Here is a 15,297-nt window from a genome sequence, read left to right as displayed (position 1 = left end):
GACCATTACATCACAGGCGCGACCGAACACGCCCGCCGGATTCCCCGCAGTTCCGTTGAGATTCATCCGCATGCATTTCAAAAAGGTCTGTACGAGCAACCATTGGGCGCTCTATAGTTCAGGCCAACGCATCCCACCCCCGCGCTGCTGCGGCCGCGCGCTTCGAGAGAGCAAGGGAACCGCCATGACCAAGGACACGCTGAAGGTCTCGGGAGTGAAGTACACGACCGCCGAGGCCGGGTACTTCGAGAAACGCAAGCTCACCCGCACGGCCGGGGTCTGGGGGCTCTGGGGCCTCGCCGTGGCGGCCGTCATCTCGGGCGACTTCTCGGGATGGAACTTCGGCATCGACTTCGCCGGCTTCGGCGGCATGCTGATCGCGTTCGCGGTGCTCGTCGTCATGTACTACGGACTCATCTTCTCGATCGGCGAGATGTCGTCGGCGATGCCGCACACGGGCGGCGCCTACTCCTTCTCCCGGGCCGCAATGGGGCCCTGGGGCGGTTTCGTGACCGGGCTCGCGGAGACGATCGAGTACGTCGCGACGACCGCGGTGATCGTGTTCTTCTCCGGCTCCTACGCCGACGCGATCACGAGCGAGCTGCTCGGGTTCTCGATGCCGCAATGGGTCTGGTGGGTGATCCTCTATCTCGTCTTCATCGGCATCAACGCGGCCGGGGCGAGCATCTCGTTCAAGTTCGCGATCGTCGTCTCGATCATCTCGATCGCGATCCTGCTCGTCTTCAGCGCGATGGCGATCTTCTCGGGCGAGTTCTCGTGGGACAAGCTCTTCGACATCGTGCCCGACGCCGGGCAGACCGCCTTCCTGCCGCACGGCGTGCTGCCGATCCTCTTCGCGCTGCCGTTCGCGATGTGGTTCTTCCTCGGCATCGAGGAGCTGCCGCTCGCGGCCGAGGAGTCGAAGGACCCCGTCCGCGACATCCCGAAGGCCGGCCTGATCGCGCGCGCCACGCTCATCGTGACCGGCCTGCTCGTGCTGTTCCTCAACACGGGTGTGGTCGGCGCCGAGGCCACGGGTACGGCGGGCGAGCCGCTGCTCGACGGCTTCCGGGCCATCGTCGGCGACGAACTCGCCGCGGTGCTCGCGCTGTTCGCGCTCATCGGACTGCTCGCGTCGCTGCAGGGCATCATGTTCGCGTACGGCCGCAACATGTACTCGCTCTCGCGAGCCGGCTACTACCCGAAGTTCCTCTCGCTCACCGGCAAGCGCCAGACGCCGTGGGTCGCCCTCGTGGCGGGCGCGGTCATCGGCTTCGTCGCGCTGGTCGTGCTCGACGTGCTGGCACAGGTCGACGAGAAGGGTGCCGGCGCGGTCGCCGGTGCCATCGTGCTGAACATCGCCGTGTGGGGTGCGGTGCTCGCCTACCTGCTGCAGATGGTCGCGTTCGTGATCCTCCGGCGCAAGTACCCGAACGCGAAGCGCCCCTACGTCAGCCCGTGGGGCGTGCCGGGGGCCGTGGTCGCCGCGCTGATCGCCGCACTCATCTTCCTCGGCTTCCTGCTGAACCCGACGTTCGTGCCCGCGATCATCGCCATCGGCGTCGTCTACGCGGTGATGCTCGCGATCTTCGCGCTGTGGGGCCGCCACCGACTGATCCTGTCGCCGGAGGAGGAGTACGCCGTGTCCGGGGGACTGCACGGCGACCCTCAGTCCGAAGGCTACGGCGGCGCCGTCGAGAGCGAACTGCTCGCCACCGACGGCGTCGACGAGACCGACCGGGTCTGATCGGAGCCGGCGGCGGGCGTGGGGGCGCTCGTCGCCGCCGATCGGCACCTCCTCCTGTGGTGCTGATCGGCACGTCGAAGGGCCCGGCCGACCCGGCCGGGCCCTTCGACGCATTCGTCTCGACTCGGCAGCGGCGATAGGCTCGTTGACGAGTACGAGCGCGGCGACCCCGCGCAGACCCCAGGCGATGGAGCCGGCTGCGGGGGCGTCGACACCCTCGACGTCCACTCGCGCACGACTCCGTGGAGGAAGAGATGCACGAGCCCGAGTCCACCGACGACACGTATACCGATCCGACGCTCGTCGGCAGCGGTGCGCAGCCGCCGACCCGCACCGAGACCGACTCCCTCGGCTCGGTCGAGGTTCCCGCCGACGCCTACTGGGGCGTGCACACCATGCGTGCGCTCGAGAACTTCCCGATCTCCAAGCGCCCGATCTCGGTCTATCCCGACCTCATCGTGGCGCTCGCCTCGGTCAAGCAGGCCGCGGCCCGCGCCAATCGCGAGGTCGGCGTGCTCACCGACCAGAAGGCGGCGTGGATCGACGACGCGTGCCAGCGCATCATCGAGGGCGAGCATCACGAGCAGTTCGTGGTCGGCGTCATCCAGGGCGGTGCGGGCACCTCGACGAACATGAATGCGAACGAGGTCATCGCGAACCTCGCACTCGAGATCGCCGGGTACCCCAAGGGGCGCTACGACGTGCTGCACCCGATCGACGACGTCAACCGCAGCCAGTCGACGAACGACACGTATCCCACCGCGGTGAAGCTCGCGATGACGTTCTCGCTCACGACGATGATGCGCGAGCTCGACCTGCTTCGCGTCTCGTTCGGTGCGAAGGGCCACGAGTTCCACGAGGTGCTGAAGGTCGGGCGCACACAGCTGCAGGACGCCGTGCCGATGACCCTCGGGCAGGAGTTCCACAGCTTCGCGACGACCCTCGGCGAGGACTACGAGCGCCTCAACGAGACCATCAAGCTCCTCTCGGAGGTCAACCTCGGCGCGACCGCGATCGGCACCGGCATCACCGCCGACCCGGGCTACGCCGCCGCCGCCGTACGCCACCTCAGCGCGATCACCGGCTTCCGGCTCGTCTCCGCGCCCGACCTCATCGAGGCGACGAGCGACACCGGCGTGTTCATGACGTTCTCGAGCGCGCTCAAGCGCAGCGCGATCAAGCTCTCGAAGATCTGCAACGACCTGCGCCTGCTCTCCTCCGGACCGCAGGCCGGGTTCGGCGAGATCAACCTGCCGCCGCGGCAGGCGGGTTCGAGCATCATGCCCGGCAAGGTCAATCCCGTCATCCCCGAGGCGGTCAGCCAGGTCGCATACGCCGTGGCCGGCGCCGACGTCACGGTGATGATGGCCGCCGAGAACGGCCAGCTGCAGCTGAACGCCTTCGAGCCCGTCATCGCGCACTCGCTGCTGCAGTCGATCACCTGGATGCGTCAGGCGTGCTGGACCCTCCGGGTCAACTGCGTCGACGGCATCACGGCCAACATCGACCGGCTCGAGGCGATGGTCGCGTCGAGCGTCGGCGTGATCACCGCGCTCATCCCGTTCATCGGGTACACCGAGGCATCCACCATCGCCAAGCTCGCGCTGAAGACGGGCCGGCCCGTCGCCGACCTCGTGGTCGAGGCCGGACTCATGAGCCGCGAGGCCGTGATGGCGCAGCTGCAGCCGTCGAAGCTCTCGGGCATCCGCCCGATCACCATGGCGATCCCGCTCATCGACCTGCAGGGCGAGCCTTCGGAGTGAGGCCCGCCGTCGGTGCCGCCGCACTCCGGCGGCGGCACCGCTCGGGTCAGATGACCCGGCAGTGCGTCGTCAGCGAGCCGATGCCCTCGACGGTCACGGTGACGGTCGAGCCGTCGCGCAGGAACACCGGAGGCTTGCGGGAGTAGCCCGCGCCGCCGGGGCTGCCGGTCGAGATGAGGGTGCCCGGGGGGATCGTCGCCGAGCGCGAGAGCAACGAGATGATCTCTGCGACGCTGCGCACCATCTCGTTCGTCGAGGCGTCCTGCATGATGCTGCCGTCGAGGTTCGTGGTGAGCCAGAGGTTCTGCGGGTCGGGGATCTCGTCGGCCGTGACGACCACCGGGCCGGTGGGGGTGAAGCCGTCGAACGACTTGCAGCGCGACCACTGCGCCTCGCTGAACTGGATGTCGCGAGCCGTGATGTCGTTGACGACGGTGTAGCCCCACACGTGGTCGAGGGCGTCGCGAACGTGCACGCCGCGGGCCGGGCGGCCGATGATGACGCCGAGCTCGGCCTCGTAGTCGACCTGGGTCGTCAGGTCTTCGGGCCAGGTGGTCGTCGCACCGTGCGCGGTGAGCGAGTTCGGCCACAGCGAGAAGATGGTCATCGCCGTCTCGGAGCGCAGCTTCAGCTCGGACGCGTGGGCGGCGTAGTTCGCGCCGATCGCGATGACCTGGGCGGGGCGGAGCACCGCCGAGGAGTGCCGCAGCGCGGCGACCGGGGTCAACTCGGCTTCGAGCGTGACGGCGGTGTCGACGACCTCGCGCACCTCGGCGAGGCCTTCGGGCCCGCGTTCGATGAGGTCCTGCAGGTCGCGCGGCGGTCGCTCCATGAACTCGTCGAGGAAGAGCGCGGATTCCGCGATCACCGCCGCGAGCCGAGGGGTCGTTTGGCCTTCGGCTCTCAGGTGCGCGAACTTCACCTCTTCAGGCTATCGGGCGCCCCGGCGATCCGGCTGTGCACGATGTACAACGAACACAGCCGGATGCACCATCACGTCGACAAATCGAGCGGATGCCGCGTCAGCTGCCGGCCGGACGCAGGCGCAGCTCCTGCATGCCGCCGTCGACGGCGAGCTCGACGCCGGTGGTGGAGCCGGATGCGGGGCTCGCGAGGTACGCGACCGCTCCGGCGACCTCGTCGGCCGTGACGAGCCGGCCGTGCGGCTGACGTGCTTCGAGGGCGGCGCGCTCCGCGACGGGGTCGTCGGCCGAGGCCAGCAGGCGCCCGATCCACGGGGTGTCGGCGGTGCCCGGGTTCACGGCGTTCACCCGGATGCCCTCGCGCAGGTGGTCGGCGGCCATGGCTCGCGTGAGCGCGGCGACCGCGCCCTTGCTCGCACTGTAGAGCGCGCGCTGGGGGAGTCCGGCCGTCGCCGCGATGGAGGCGGTGTTGACGATCGACGCTGCAGGGGAGTTCCGGAGGTGGGGCAGTGCGGCGCGGGCGACCCGCATCATGCCGAGGACGTTGATGTCGAACACCCGGTGCCACTCCTCGTCGGGGTTCGACTCGATCGTGCCCTGCGCCCCGATGCCGGCGTTGTTCACGACGATGTCGATGCGGCCGAGCTCGGCCGCGACGCGATCGACGCCCGCTCGCACGCTGGCGTCGTCGGCCACGTCGACGGCGATCGCGAGATCGGCGTGCGCCGCGGCATCCGGCTGCAGGTCGAAGACGGCGACGCGGGCGCCGCCCTGCTGGAGGCGGTCGGCGATCGCGGCGCCGATGCCCGACGCCCCGCCGGTGACGATCGCGACGAGGCCGGTGAATTCGTTGCTCATGGGGTGATCCTTCTGCGTCGGGTCGATCGGGTTCAGGCGGACACGTACTGCTGGCGCTGGCTGCCGAGGCCCTCGATGTCGAGCTCGACGACGTCGCCCGCGGCGAGGTAGGGGAAACGGCCCGACAGGGCCACGCCCTCGGGGGTGCCGGTGAGCACGAGGTCGCCCGGCTCGAGCGTGAGGTACTGGCTGAGCGTCCAGACGATCGTGTCGATGTCGAAGATGAGGTCGCCCGTGCGCGAGTCCTGGCGCGGCTCGCCGTTGACGAAGCTGCGCAGGCGCACGTCGTCGGCGTCCAGTTCGTCGTTCGTGGCGAGCCAGGGGCCCGTCGGGCAGAAGCCCGGAGCGCTCTTGCCCTTCGACCACTGGCCGCCCGAGACCGCGATCTGCCAGTCGCGCTCGGAGAGGTCGTTGGCCATCACGAAGCCGGCGATGTGCGCGCGGGCGTCGGCGGGGGAGCCGAGGTAGCTCGCGCGGCGGCCGATGACGATGCCGAGCTCGACCTCCCAGTCGGTCTTCTCGCTGCCGCGCGGGATCGCGACGTCGTCGAAGGGGCCGACGACGGTGTTCGGCGACTTCATGAACATGACGATCTGCTCGGGCGGCTGGGAACCCGACTCGGCGGCGTGGGCGGCGTAGTTCATGCCGATGCAGTAGACCGCCGAGGGGCGGGCGATCGGTGCGCCGATACGGAGGCTCGCGGCCTCCGGCAGTTCGGGGAGTTCGCCGGCGGCGACCGCCGCTCGAGCGCGCTCGAGACCCTCGCCGCTCAGGAAGGCGCCGTCGACGTCGGCGGTGATCGATCGCAGGTCGAGGGTGCGATCGCCGTCGAGGACGACGGGGATCTCGGTGCCGACGTTGCCGAGGCGGGCGAATCTCATGCTGTGCTCTTTCTGAAGTCTGATCGTTCCGACGAATTCGCAGGTACTTCGCCGATTCTGGCACATTTCGTCGAGATTGACACCTATACATCCGATGTTTAGGATCGAACTTGTCACGAAAGGACCCCATGACCGCAATCATCGCCGTCGACACCCACGACATCCGATTCCCGACCTCGCTCGCGCTCGACGGGTCGGACGCGATGAACCCCGACCCCGACTACTCGGCGGCCTACCTGGTGATCCGGACCGACGCCGAAGACGGCCTCGAAGGGCACGCGTTCGTCTTCACGATCGGGCGCGGCAACGATGTCGAGGTCGCCGCACTCGAGACGCTCCGCGGCCACCTCGTCGGGCGCGACGTCGAAGCGCTGCTCGGCGACATGGGCGCTGCATCGCGCATGCTGCTGCACGACTCGCAGCTGCGCTGGCTCGGGCCCGAGAAGGGCGTCATGCACATGGCCATCGGCGCCGTCGTGAACGCGCTGTGGGACCTCCGCGCGAAGCGCGCCGGCCAGCCGCTGTGGCTCCACCTCGCGAGCCTGAGCCCCGAAGAGCTCGTCTCACTCGTCGACTTCCGTTACCTGAGCGACGCGCTGACGCCCGAAGAGGCGCTCGAGATCCTCCGCGCTGCTGAGCCCGGCCGTGCCGAGCGCGTCGCGCGTCTGCAGGAGACCGGCTACCCCGCGTACACGACGAGCCCCGGCTGGCTCGGCTACTCCGACGAGAAGCTCGAACGCCTCTGCCGGGAGGCGGTCGCCGACGGCTTCCCGCAGATCAAGCTCAAGGTCGGCGCCGACCTCGACGACGACATCCGCCGCCTCGCCATCGCGCGCCAGACGGTCGGTCCCGAATTCCCGATCGCGATCGACGCGAACCAGCGCTGGGACGTCGCCGACGCCATCCGCTGGGTGAACGCGCTCGCGCAGTTCGACCTCGCCTGGATCGAGGAGCCGACGAGTCCCGACGACATCCTCGGTCACGCCGCGATCGCCCGTGGCGTCGCGCCGATCCGCGTGGCGACGGGGGAGCACGTGCAGAACCGCGTCGTCTTCAAGCAGCTGCTGCAGGCCGGCGGCATGGACGTGATGCAGATCGACGCCACGCGCGTCGGCGGCGTGAACGAGAACATCGCGAACCTGCTGCTCGCGGCGAAGTTCGGTGTCCCGGTCTGCCCGCACGCCGGCGGCGTCGGGCTCTGCGAAGCCGTGCAGCACCTCTCGATGTTCGACTACGTTGCGGTCTCCGGCACGATGGACGGACGCATGGTCGAGTACGTCGACCACCTGCACGAGCACTTCGTCACCCCGACGGTCGTCGAGCACGGTCGCTACCTGGCCCCGAGCGCTCCCGGTGCCGGCACCGAGATGCTCCCCGCATCGGTCGCCGAGTTCACGTGGAACCAGTCGCAGGCGGTCGCCCGATGAGTCGCCCATCGTCGCCCGTCGACCTCGGGCCGCTCGGCTTCGGCAGCGCATCGATCGGCAACCTCTACCGCGAGGTCGACGAGGACCGGGCGCGGAGCGCCCTCGAGGCGGCGTGGGACGGCGGCATCCGCTATTTCGACACGGCCCCCCACTACGGTCTCGGCCTCTCCGAGCGCCGCCTCGGCGCATTCCTGCGTGAGCGGCCGCGCGACGAGTTCGTCGTCTCGACGAAGGTCGGCCGCCTGCTGGAGCCGAACCCCGACTTCGCCGGAGGCCGCGACCTCGCGAACGGGTTCGACGTGCCCGACGACCGCGTGCGGGTCTACGACCCGAGCCCGTCGGGCGTGCGGCGGAGCCTCGAGGCATCCCTCGAGCGCATGGGCCTCGATCGCATCGACGTGCTGTTCCTGCACGACCCCGACGTCTACGACCTCGAGCGCGGCCTCGCCGAGGGCCTGCCGGCACTCGCGACCCTGCGCGACGAGGGGCTCGTCGGGCAGATCGGCATCGGCGTCAACGACGCGGATGTCGCGGCACGCGCCGTGCGCGAGGGCGACCTCGATCTCGTGATGATCGCCGGGCGGTACACGCTGCTCGAGCAGCCGGCGCTCGCCGAGCTGTTCCCCGCCTGCCAGGAGCGCGGCGTGCGCATCGTCGATGCCGCGGTGTTCAACTCCGGCCTGCTCGCGACGGCGACGCCGCGCCGTGACGCGACGTACGACTACGGCGCCGTGCCCGACGACGTCTTCCAGCGCGCGCAGGCGCTCGCGGCGACGTGCGCCGAGTTCGGCGTCGAGCTGCCGGCTGCGGCGCTGCAGTTCCCGCTGCGGCACCCGCTCGTGGCCACGGTCGTCGTCGGCACCTCCCGTCCCGATGCCGTGCGGCAGAACGTGGCGAACATGTCGGCCGTGATCCCCGACGAGCTCTGGAGCGCGCTCGAGGAACGCGGGCTCATCCCGGTCGGCGACCGGGACTGAGCCGGGCCGCGGTCAGCGGAGCGACGCGATCAGTTCGACGATCGGCAGGAAGCGGACCCGCGAGAGCTCGATGTGTTCGCGCATGAGCTGCGACGCCTCCGTCGAATCACCGGCGATGATCGCCTCGGCGATGGCCGCGTGATTGTCGATCGTGCGCGAGACCTGGCCGGAGCGGTCGTACTCCTCGAGCACGGCGTTCAGTCGCCGGTGGTCGGCGTCGCCCGCCGCCTCGGCGGAGTGTGACGCGAGATAGAGCCGCAGGAAGTGCAGGTGGAAGTGGGTGCGCTCGAACGACTGCGCGATGAGGTCGTTGCCGGCGGACTTCGCGATGAGCGCATGGAAGCGCGCATCGTGATCGGTCAGTGCGCGGAACGCCTCGGGGCCGGCTTCGCCGGCGCCGGTGGCCGCGCGCCCGGCTTCGAGCTCGGCGCGCAGCGCCGCAGCCGTTCCCGGATCGATCGAGGCCGACGCCTGCGCGGCGGTCCACTGCTCGATGAGGACGCGGAACTGGGTCAGCTCGACGAACTCGCGCACCGTCAGCAGCGGCGTCGTCGAGTACCCGCGCAGCGGCACCTTCACGACGAGTCCATCGGATTCGAGGCGGGCCAGTGCCTCCCTGACCGGGGTCGGGGAGACCCCGAGCTCGGCCGACAGGGAGTCGATGTTCACCCGGCGGCCGGGAGCGATGCGATGTTCGAGCACGAGGTCCCGAATCACCCCGTACGTCTCGTCGGACAGCACCGAGCGCGCGATGCGGGCCCCCTCGGGAATCGTCGTGCTCATTCGTGCCCCACAGTCGTCGAACGGTAGAAACGGAGGGCGGTCTCGCGATCGAGCTGTGCTCGTTCCGATCCGGTCGCGCCCGTCACCCGGTGCACGCGGTCGATCCAGTCCGCGAAGGTGCCGCCGGCACCAACGTACCGGCTCACCGGCCAGTCGCTGCCGAGCATCGAGCGCGCCGGTCCGAACGCGGCGTAGGCGTGTTCGATGAACGCGTCGGCGTTCGCTTCGAACGTCTCGGTTCCGGATGCCTCGGCGGCCAGCCCTGAGAGCTTCACTGCGGTGCCGGGGAGGGCGGCGAGCTCGGTGACGGCCTGCGCCCAGGCATGCCCGGCCGCGGTGCCGGCCCCGGCGTCGACCGGTGGCTTCCCCAGGTGATCGAGCACCACGTCGAGCTCCGGCACCCCTCGGAGGAGGGCTGTCAGGTCGGGGAGCTGCGAGTGGGTGACGCAGGCATCGAAACTCAGGCCGCGCGCGGCGAGCAGACGGAGGCTCTCGAGCAGCGCGGGGTCGGCGAACACGGCGGGCGACTCGCCCTGCAGCAGGTGGCGGATGCCGACCACGCGGCCGACGCCGTCGAGCGCGTCGAGGTGCGCCTCCAGCGTCTCGGGGGCGAGCAGATCCGCCGCCGCGACGATGGCGACGAGCTCGGGCCACTCCTCGTCGAGGCCGCCGACCCACTTGGCCTCATCGAGCGACTGGGAGTCCGCGCATCCCGCCTGCACGAAGATCGCCGCGGTCACCTGTCCGTCGGCGCGATCGAGATCGCGCGGCAGCAGGGGACGATCGAGCACGTCGAGGCCGGCGAGCCACGGGTAGTCCAGTCGCGTCGTATCCCACACATGAGCGTGCGCGTCGACGATGCCGGTCATGGTCGGTGCTCGTCACCGCGCTGTCGCCGGAGGTCCCAGACCTCTTCGATCGGCGTGAATCCGCTGCCGCCGTCGGCGTCGCGGAACGTCTCGACGAACTCGCCGATCGTCTGCTGCCAGGCGAGGTTGGCAGGGTCGGAGTCGAGTTCGCGCATCGCGGCGTCGAAGTCGTCGCACTCGACGACGTGGAACAGCCGGTCGCCCGAGCGCCAGATGGTCCAGTCGTGGATGCCGAGACGTGCGAAGGATCGCTCGAGGTCGTCGGGGATGACGGCGTGCTCGGCCCGATACCCGTCGATCGCTCCTGCCCGGATGACGGAGTGGAGTGCGACCCTCATCATCCCTCCACCACGTCGATCCGCTCTTCGTGGATGAGTCGGATGACCGATTTGCTCATCTCATCGTAGTCATGCGTGTTCGTCACGCTGCCGGTCACCTCGAAGTCCTGCATGACGACGATGCGGTCCACGAGGGTGACCATCTCGGCGAGATCGCTCGAGATCACGAGCACGGCCTTGCCCTGCTCTGCGAGGGCCCAGATCAGCTGGTAGAACGCGCCCTTCGTGCGCACGTCGATGCCGACGGTCGGCTCGTCGATGATGAGGGTGTCGGTGTTCGCTGCGAGCCACTTGCCGAGCGAGACCTTCTGCTGATTGCCGCCGGAGAGCTGACCCACGAGCTGGTCGCGGTTCGACACCTTGACGTCGAGCGAGGCGATGTACTCGTCCGCGGTCGCGCGAGCGGCGCGCTCGCGCACGAAGCCGAACGCGTTCGACAGGCGCTTCAGCACCGTGACCGTCAGGTTCCGGGCGACCGTCTGGTCGAGGAAGAGCCCCTCGGCCTTCCGATCCTCCGTCACGTAGCCGATGCCGTAGCGACCGAGCGCGTCGCCGACCGAACGGATCTGCGCGGGGGCGCCGTTGACGCGCACCTCGCCGCTCGTGATGCGGTCGAGGCCGAGGATGGCCTTGGCGAGTTCCGAGCGGCCCGCGCCGACGAGACCGTAGATGCCGAGGATCTGACCGGGGTGCACGGCGAAGGAGACGTCGCGGTGGCCGCCCGCGGTCGACACGTCGCGCAGTTCGAGCGCCGGGGTGCCGGCCTCGGACGGCGAACGGACGGGGACCTCGAGCTTGGCGAGGGTGCGACCGACCAGCAGGTCGACGATCGTGTCCTTCGAGTAGTTCGCGAGCGGCTCCGATTCCGCGACGGAACGTCCGTCGCGGAAGACGGTGACGGTGTCGCAGTGCGCGAAGACCTCTTCGAGCTTGTGGCTGACGAAGAGGATCGCGCGTCCCTGCGCGGCGAGCCGGTGCACGACGTCGAACAGCAGCTTCGACTCGGTCTCGCTGATCGAGGCGGTCGGCTCGTCGAGCAGGAGCACGGCGCTGTCGGTGTAGAGACCGCGCGCGATCTCGACGAGTTGCGTCTGCGCGGGCGAGAGCAGGCTCGTCGGCGTGGCGGGGTCGATCGGGAAGTCGAGCAGGTCGAGCACCCGCTTCGCGCCCTCGCGGACCTCCCGCCACTGCACGCGACCGCCCTTGACGGGAGTGTTGCCGAGCACGATGTTCTCGGCGACCGTGAAGTCGGTGATGACGTTGCGCTCCTGGTGCACGACGCCGATGCCGGCACGGGTCGCCTCGTGCGCCGAGCGGAAGGTCTGCGCCTCGCCGTTGACGATGAGCTCGCCGGAATCCTGCGGCTGGATGCCCGTGATGATCTTGATGAGCGTGGACTTGCCCGCCCCGTTCTCGCCGAGGAGCGCGTGCACCTCACCGGGCTTCAGACGGAGGTTGACCTCGTCGAGGGCTCGGACGCCGGGGAACGTCTTGGTGATGCCGCGCACTTCGAGCGCGTAGGCCGTGTCGGTCATGCCGGTGCTCCTGGATCGATGGCTCGCGACGCTGCGGTCGGCGGCGCGTCGGGCGGTGTGCGGCGGCTCCGCTGGCGGGTCGCGGGGCGACGCGTGCGCACCCGGTCGAGGGCGACCGTGCCGAGCACGACGGCGCCGATGACGAAGTTGACCCAGCTCGGCTCGAGCTGGAACTGGGCCCGTGCGCTGTCGACGAGTCGGACGATCGTCGCGGCCAGCACGGTGCCGAGCACGGCCACCGTGCCACCCGTCAGCGAGACGCCGCCGATGATCGGCGCGGCGAAGCTCGAGAGCAGCCAGTCCTCGCCGATGCTCTTGTTGACACCGGGCAGCGAGGCCAGCACGAGGAACGCCGCGACGCCGCACAGGAGCCCGGAGAGGCCGTGCGCCGTGACGAGGCTCCGGCTGTTCGAGATGCCCGAGAGGGTCGCTGCGAGGGGGTTGCCGCCGCTCGCGAGCATGTTCCGGGCGAGGAGGGTCTGCCGGTATGCGACCGAGAGCAGGATGGCGATGCCCACGGCGATCCAGAAGATGAGCGGGATGCCGAGCGGTCGAGCGGTGCCGATGGCTGCGATCTCGGGCCAGGAGGCCGAGGTGATCGTGCGGGTGCCGACGATCGCGTACTGAGCGCCGGAGAGGATGGTCATCGTCGCGAGGGTGACGATGAAGCCGTTGATCTGGGTGAGCACGACGATGAGGCCGTTCAGCACTCCGGCGGCCAGGCCGATGAGGATCGCGATCAGCCCGCCGAGCCACGGGGGCACGCCGAAGTCGGCGATGAGCACCCCGGCGGAGCAGGCGGCGAATCCGCCGATCGCGCCGACGGCGAGGTTCATCTGGTTGACGGCGAGGGCGGCCATCTGGGCGAGGCCGATGACGATCGGGATCGCGAGGAACTGGAAGAACGTCTCGATCGAGATCGGCGAGAGGAACCCGCCGCTCGAACTGATCGTCAGCACGATCACGCCGGCGATGATCACCGCGGCGAGGATCGTGTTCTGGTCGCGGGCGAGTCGTGCGAAACGCGCACTCATGACACCACCGCCTCTTCCTTGGGCTGAGCGGGCGATTGCTGTCGCGACGCCCGCAGACGGGATCGGGCTCCTGCCACCGAACGGATGCGGTCGGCGGAGAGGGCGATCAGGAGGATGGTGCCGAGCAGGATGTTGAGTCCCTCGATGCCGACGCCGAACAGCAGGAGGCCCTGGCGGATCACGACCGTGAGCGTGATGCCGAGGAAGGTGCCGATCACGGAGACGTACCCGCCGGCGAGCAGGGTGCCGCCGAGGATCGGGCCGAGGAAGGACTGCAGCATGAACTCCTGGCCGATGCCGGGCGTGAACGAACCGGTGCTCGCTCCGAGCATGAAGCCCGCGAGCGCGGCCAGCATGCCCGACAGGGTGTGCACCGTGATGATGCGGCGCGGAACGGGGATCGCCGAGAGCAACGCGGCGCGATCGTTCGAGCCGGTCAGCAGGATCTCGCGGCCGATGCGCGACTTCGAGTAGAGGAGCCCGATCACGATCATCGCCGCGACGGCGACGAAGAGGATGAGTGGGATGCCGTCGGGACCGCAGGTGTCGCCGATGCACAGGTCGGAGAGCTTCGAGCGGCCGAGCTCGGCGAGACCCGGCGTCTGCACCGTGATCGCGTTGCCCGTGCTGACCCAGGAGTAGACGGCGGGCACGAGGCCGAGCAGGGCGAAGCTCATCGCGAGCGTCACGACGAAGGAGTTGACCCCGGCGTAGGCGATGAGCACGCCGCAGAGGGCGCCGACGGCGCCGCCGAACACGAGGCCGATGGCGATGCCGACGATCAGCGGCACGTCGAACGCCTGGAAGACCATCGCCGAGCCCATCGCCCCGATCGCGGCCATGCCGCCGACGGCCAGGTTCATCTGGCCGACGGAGAGCACCACCATCTGGGCGAGACCGACGACCGTGAAGATGGCGATGCTCGTGAGCATCGGGCCGATCACGAAGGCGGGGGAGAAGAACATCGGCTTGAGGCTGCCGATGAGGACCACGAGCACGACGATGAGGAGCAGGAGCCCCACACGGTTATCGCTGAGCACGCTGGTCAGTCGGTTGGATCCGCGCGTCATGCCACTCGCCTCCGGTCGATCTCGTCGGCATCCCAGTCGATGCCGAGGCCCGGCGTCGACGGCGCGACCGCCGAGCCGTCGTCGATGACGAGCTCCGTCTTCGTGATGCCGCGGAGCTGGGGGATGTGCTCGACGTAGGCGCCGTTGGGCACGGCGGCGACGAGGCTGACGTGCAGCTCCATGAGGAAGTGGGGGCAGACGGCGACGTTGTACGCCTCGGCGAGGTGCGCGACCTTGAGCCAGGGGGTCACGCCGCCGATGCGCGCCACGTCGACCTGGACGATGCCGGCTGCGCCGCGGTGCAGGTAGTCGCGGAACTGCGCGATCGAGTACATCGACTCGCCCACGGCGATCGGGATGCTCGTCGATGCGGCGAGGCGCACATGGCCGCTCACGTCGTCGGCGGGCAGCGGCTCCTCGAACCAGTAGAGGTCGGCGTCTTCGAACGCCGCTGCGCGGCGGATCGCCTCGGCCGACGTCATCGACTGGTTCGCGTCGACCATGATGTGCAGGTCGTCGCCGACGGCCTCGCGCACCGCGAGCAGACGCTCGCGGTCCTCGCGCACCGACGGCTTGCCGACCTTGAGCTTGACGCCGCGCAGGCCCTTGGCCTGCGATGCGAGCGCGCCGGCGACGAGGTCGTCGGTCGGCAGATGGAGCCAGCCGCCCTCGGTGTCGTAGAGCGGCACGCGCTGGCGGTAGCCGCCGGCCACCTGCCAGAGCGGCTCGCCCGCGCGACGGGATCGGAGATCCCAGAGCGCGGTGTCGACCGCCGCGAGGGCGAGGGAGGTGATCGCGCCGACGGTGGTGGCGCGGGTCGAGCGGAAGAGCTCCATCCAGATGCCTTCGACGTTCCTGCTGTCGAGGCCGGGGAGGAGGGGGACCAGGTGGTCGCGCAGCATGGAGAGGACTGCGCGACCACCGGTTCCGATCGTGTAGGAGTAACCGACACCCGTGAGCCCATCGGCAGTGTCGATCTCGAGGAAGATCGTCTCCTGCTTGATGAAGCTCTGGACGGCGTCGGTGCGCATCGTCTCGACCTCGAGGTCGATGAGTGAGGCGCGTGCCGCAGTGATGGTGGTCATGGTGTCG

General features: G+C 69.5%; 14 protein-coding genes. 4 read left to right on the top strand and 10 right to left on the bottom strand.

What is annotated here, in order from left to right; all coding sequences use genetic code 11:
- The first annotated feature begins 184 nt into the window (after positions 1-184).
- The gene (locus BUR99_RS15000) at positions 185-1,747 is read left to right on the top strand and encodes an amino acid permease (RefSeq protein WP_074261198.1); all 1,563 of its coding nucleotides are present in this window, start codon (positions 185-187) and stop codon (positions 1,745-1,747) included.
- Between the two features lie 254 nt (positions 1,748-2,001).
- Positions 2,002-3,510 carry an aspartate ammonia-lyase gene (locus tag BUR99_RS14995; RefSeq protein WP_074261599.1) on the top strand — a complete coding sequence of 503 codons (1,509 nt, stop codon included), beginning with the start codon at positions 2,002-2,004 and terminating at the stop codon, positions 3,508-3,510.
- A gap of 46 nt (positions 3,511-3,556) precedes the next feature.
- Here BUR99_RS14995 and BUR99_RS14990 read toward each other — a convergent pair whose 3' ends face one another.
- The 3 genes from BUR99_RS14990 to BUR99_RS14980 form a co-directional block, all read right to left on the bottom strand.
- Positions 3,557-4,432, bottom strand: a complete 876-nt coding sequence (locus BUR99_RS14990; protein WP_074261197.1) for a fumarylacetoacetate hydrolase family protein — start codon at positions 4,430-4,432, stop codon at positions 3,557-3,559.
- 100 nt (positions 4,433-4,532) lie between these two features.
- A complete protein-coding gene (locus tag BUR99_RS14985) occupies positions 4,533-5,291 on the bottom strand; it encodes an SDR family NAD(P)-dependent oxidoreductase (RefSeq protein ID WP_074261196.1) in 759 nt (252 codons plus the stop codon).
- Between the two features lie 32 nt (positions 5,292-5,323).
- Entirely contained in the window at positions 5,324-6,172 is an 849-nt protein-coding gene (locus BUR99_RS14980) for a fumarylacetoacetate hydrolase family protein (RefSeq protein WP_074261195.1), read from the bottom strand.
- A gap of 128 nt (positions 6,173-6,300) precedes the next feature.
- On the opposite strand from BUR99_RS14980, the gene BUR99_RS14975 reads away from it, so the two are divergent.
- Both BUR99_RS14975 and BUR99_RS14970 read left to right on the top strand, forming a co-directional pair.
- A complete protein-coding gene (locus tag BUR99_RS14975; protein WP_074261194.1) occupies positions 6,301-7,599 on the top strand; it encodes an L-fuconate dehydratase in 1,299 nt (432 codons plus the stop codon).
- Positions 7,596-8,576: an aldo/keto reductase gene (locus tag BUR99_RS14970; RefSeq protein WP_074261193.1), complete on the top strand. Its 981-nt coding sequence runs from the start codon at positions 7,596-7,598 to the stop codon at positions 8,574-8,576. The genes BUR99_RS14975 and BUR99_RS14970 overlap by 4 nt, the downstream gene beginning before the upstream one ends.
- A gap of 12 nt (positions 8,577-8,588) precedes the next feature.
- Here the strand turns inward: BUR99_RS14970 and BUR99_RS14965 are convergent, their stop codons facing one another.
- Genes BUR99_RS14965 through BUR99_RS14935 form a run of 7 tightly spaced genes read right to left on the bottom strand, consistent with a single transcriptional unit; the run spans position 8,589 to position 15,290 of the window.
- The gene (locus tag BUR99_RS14965; RefSeq protein WP_074261192.1) at positions 8,589-9,359 is read right to left on the bottom strand and encodes a GntR family transcriptional regulator; all 771 of its coding nucleotides are present in this window, start codon (positions 9,357-9,359) and stop codon (positions 8,589-8,591) included.
- On the bottom strand, positions 9,356-10,228 hold the full coding sequence (locus tag BUR99_RS14960; RefSeq protein WP_074261191.1) for an amidohydrolase family protein: 873 nt from the start codon (positions 10,226-10,228) through the stop codon (positions 9,356-9,358). The genes BUR99_RS14965 and BUR99_RS14960 overlap by 4 nt, the downstream gene beginning before the upstream one ends.
- The gene (locus BUR99_RS14955; protein WP_074261598.1) at positions 10,225-10,566 is read right to left on the bottom strand and encodes an L-rhamnose mutarotase; all 342 of its coding nucleotides are present in this window, start codon (positions 10,564-10,566) and stop codon (positions 10,225-10,227) included. Before BUR99_RS14955 ends, BUR99_RS14960 begins: the two co-directional genes overlap by 4 nt.
- Positions 10,566-12,101, bottom strand: a complete 1,536-nt coding sequence (locus BUR99_RS14950; RefSeq protein ID WP_074261190.1) for a sugar ABC transporter ATP-binding protein — start codon at positions 12,099-12,101, stop codon at positions 10,566-10,568. The genes BUR99_RS14955 and BUR99_RS14950 overlap by 1 nt, the downstream gene beginning before the upstream one ends.
- Positions 12,098-13,135, bottom strand: coding sequence for an ABC transporter permease (locus BUR99_RS14945; RefSeq protein ID WP_074261189.1), 1,038 nt, complete (start codon positions 13,133-13,135; stop codon positions 12,098-12,100). Before BUR99_RS14945 ends, BUR99_RS14950 begins: the two co-directional genes overlap by 4 nt.
- Positions 13,132-14,205 carry an ABC transporter permease gene (locus tag BUR99_RS14940; protein WP_074261188.1) on the bottom strand — a complete coding sequence of 358 codons (1,074 nt, stop codon included), beginning with the start codon at positions 14,203-14,205 and terminating at the stop codon, positions 13,132-13,134. The genes BUR99_RS14945 and BUR99_RS14940 overlap by 4 nt, the downstream gene beginning before the upstream one ends.
- Positions 14,202-15,290 carry a mandelate racemase/muconate lactonizing enzyme family protein gene (locus BUR99_RS14935; protein ID WP_074261187.1) on the bottom strand — a complete coding sequence of 363 codons (1,089 nt, stop codon included), beginning with the start codon at positions 15,288-15,290 and terminating at the stop codon, positions 14,202-14,204. The genes BUR99_RS14940 and BUR99_RS14935 overlap by 4 nt, the downstream gene beginning before the upstream one ends.
- Positions 15,291-15,297 lie beyond the last annotated feature (7 nt).

It is taken from the genome of Agromyces cerinus subsp. cerinus, from assembly GCF_900142065.1.
In the GTDB taxonomy this organism is placed as follows: domain Bacteria; phylum Actinomycetota; class Actinomycetes; order Actinomycetales; family Microbacteriaceae; genus Agromyces; species Agromyces cerinus.
The sequence above is the reverse complement of the archived record's forward strand: the minus strand, read 5'-3'. Positions and strand labels throughout refer to the sequence as shown.

Coding starts and splice junctions, on each gene's coding strand:
- BUR99_RS14940 (WP_074261188.1), bottom strand. CDS start 14,205: ATGACGCGCGGATCCAACCGACTGACCAGCGTGCTCAGCGATAACCGT.
- BUR99_RS14995 (WP_074261599.1), top strand. CDS start 2,002: ATGCACGAGCCCGAGTCCACCGACGACACGTATACCGATCCGACGCTC.
- BUR99_RS14975 (WP_074261194.1), top strand. CDS start 6,301: ATGACCGCAATCATCGCCGTCGACACCCACGACATCCGATTCCCGACC.
- BUR99_RS14985 (WP_074261196.1), bottom strand. CDS start 5,291: ATGAGCAACGAATTCACCGGCCTCGTCGCGATCGTCACCGGCGGGGCG.
- BUR99_RS14955 (WP_074261598.1), bottom strand. CDS start 10,566: ATGAGGGTCGCACTCCACTCCGTCATCCGGGCAGGAGCGATCGACGGG.
- BUR99_RS14935 (WP_074261187.1), bottom strand. CDS start 15,290: ATGACCACCATCACTGCGGCACGCGCCTCACTCATCGACCTCGAGGTC.
- BUR99_RS14960 (WP_074261191.1), bottom strand. CDS start 10,228: ATGACCGGCATCGTCGACGCGCACGCTCATGTGTGGGATACGACGCGA.
- BUR99_RS14970 (WP_074261193.1), top strand. CDS start 7,596: ATGAGTCGCCCATCGTCGCCCGTCGACCTCGGGCCGCTCGGCTTCGGC.
- BUR99_RS14950 (WP_074261190.1), bottom strand. CDS start 12,101: ATGACCGACACGGCCTACGCGCTCGAAGTGCGCGGCATCACCAAGACG.
- BUR99_RS14965 (WP_074261192.1), bottom strand. CDS start 9,359: ATGAGCACGACGATTCCCGAGGGGGCCCGCATCGCGCGCTCGGTGCTG.
- BUR99_RS15000 (WP_074261198.1), top strand. CDS start 185: ATGACCAAGGACACGCTGAAGGTCTCGGGAGTGAAGTACACGACCGCC.
- BUR99_RS14980 (WP_074261195.1), bottom strand. CDS start 6,172: ATGAGATTCGCCCGCCTCGGCAACGTCGGCACCGAGATCCCCGTCGTC.
- BUR99_RS14945 (WP_074261189.1), bottom strand. CDS start 13,135: ATGAGTGCGCGTTTCGCACGACTCGCCCGCGACCAGAACACGATCCTC.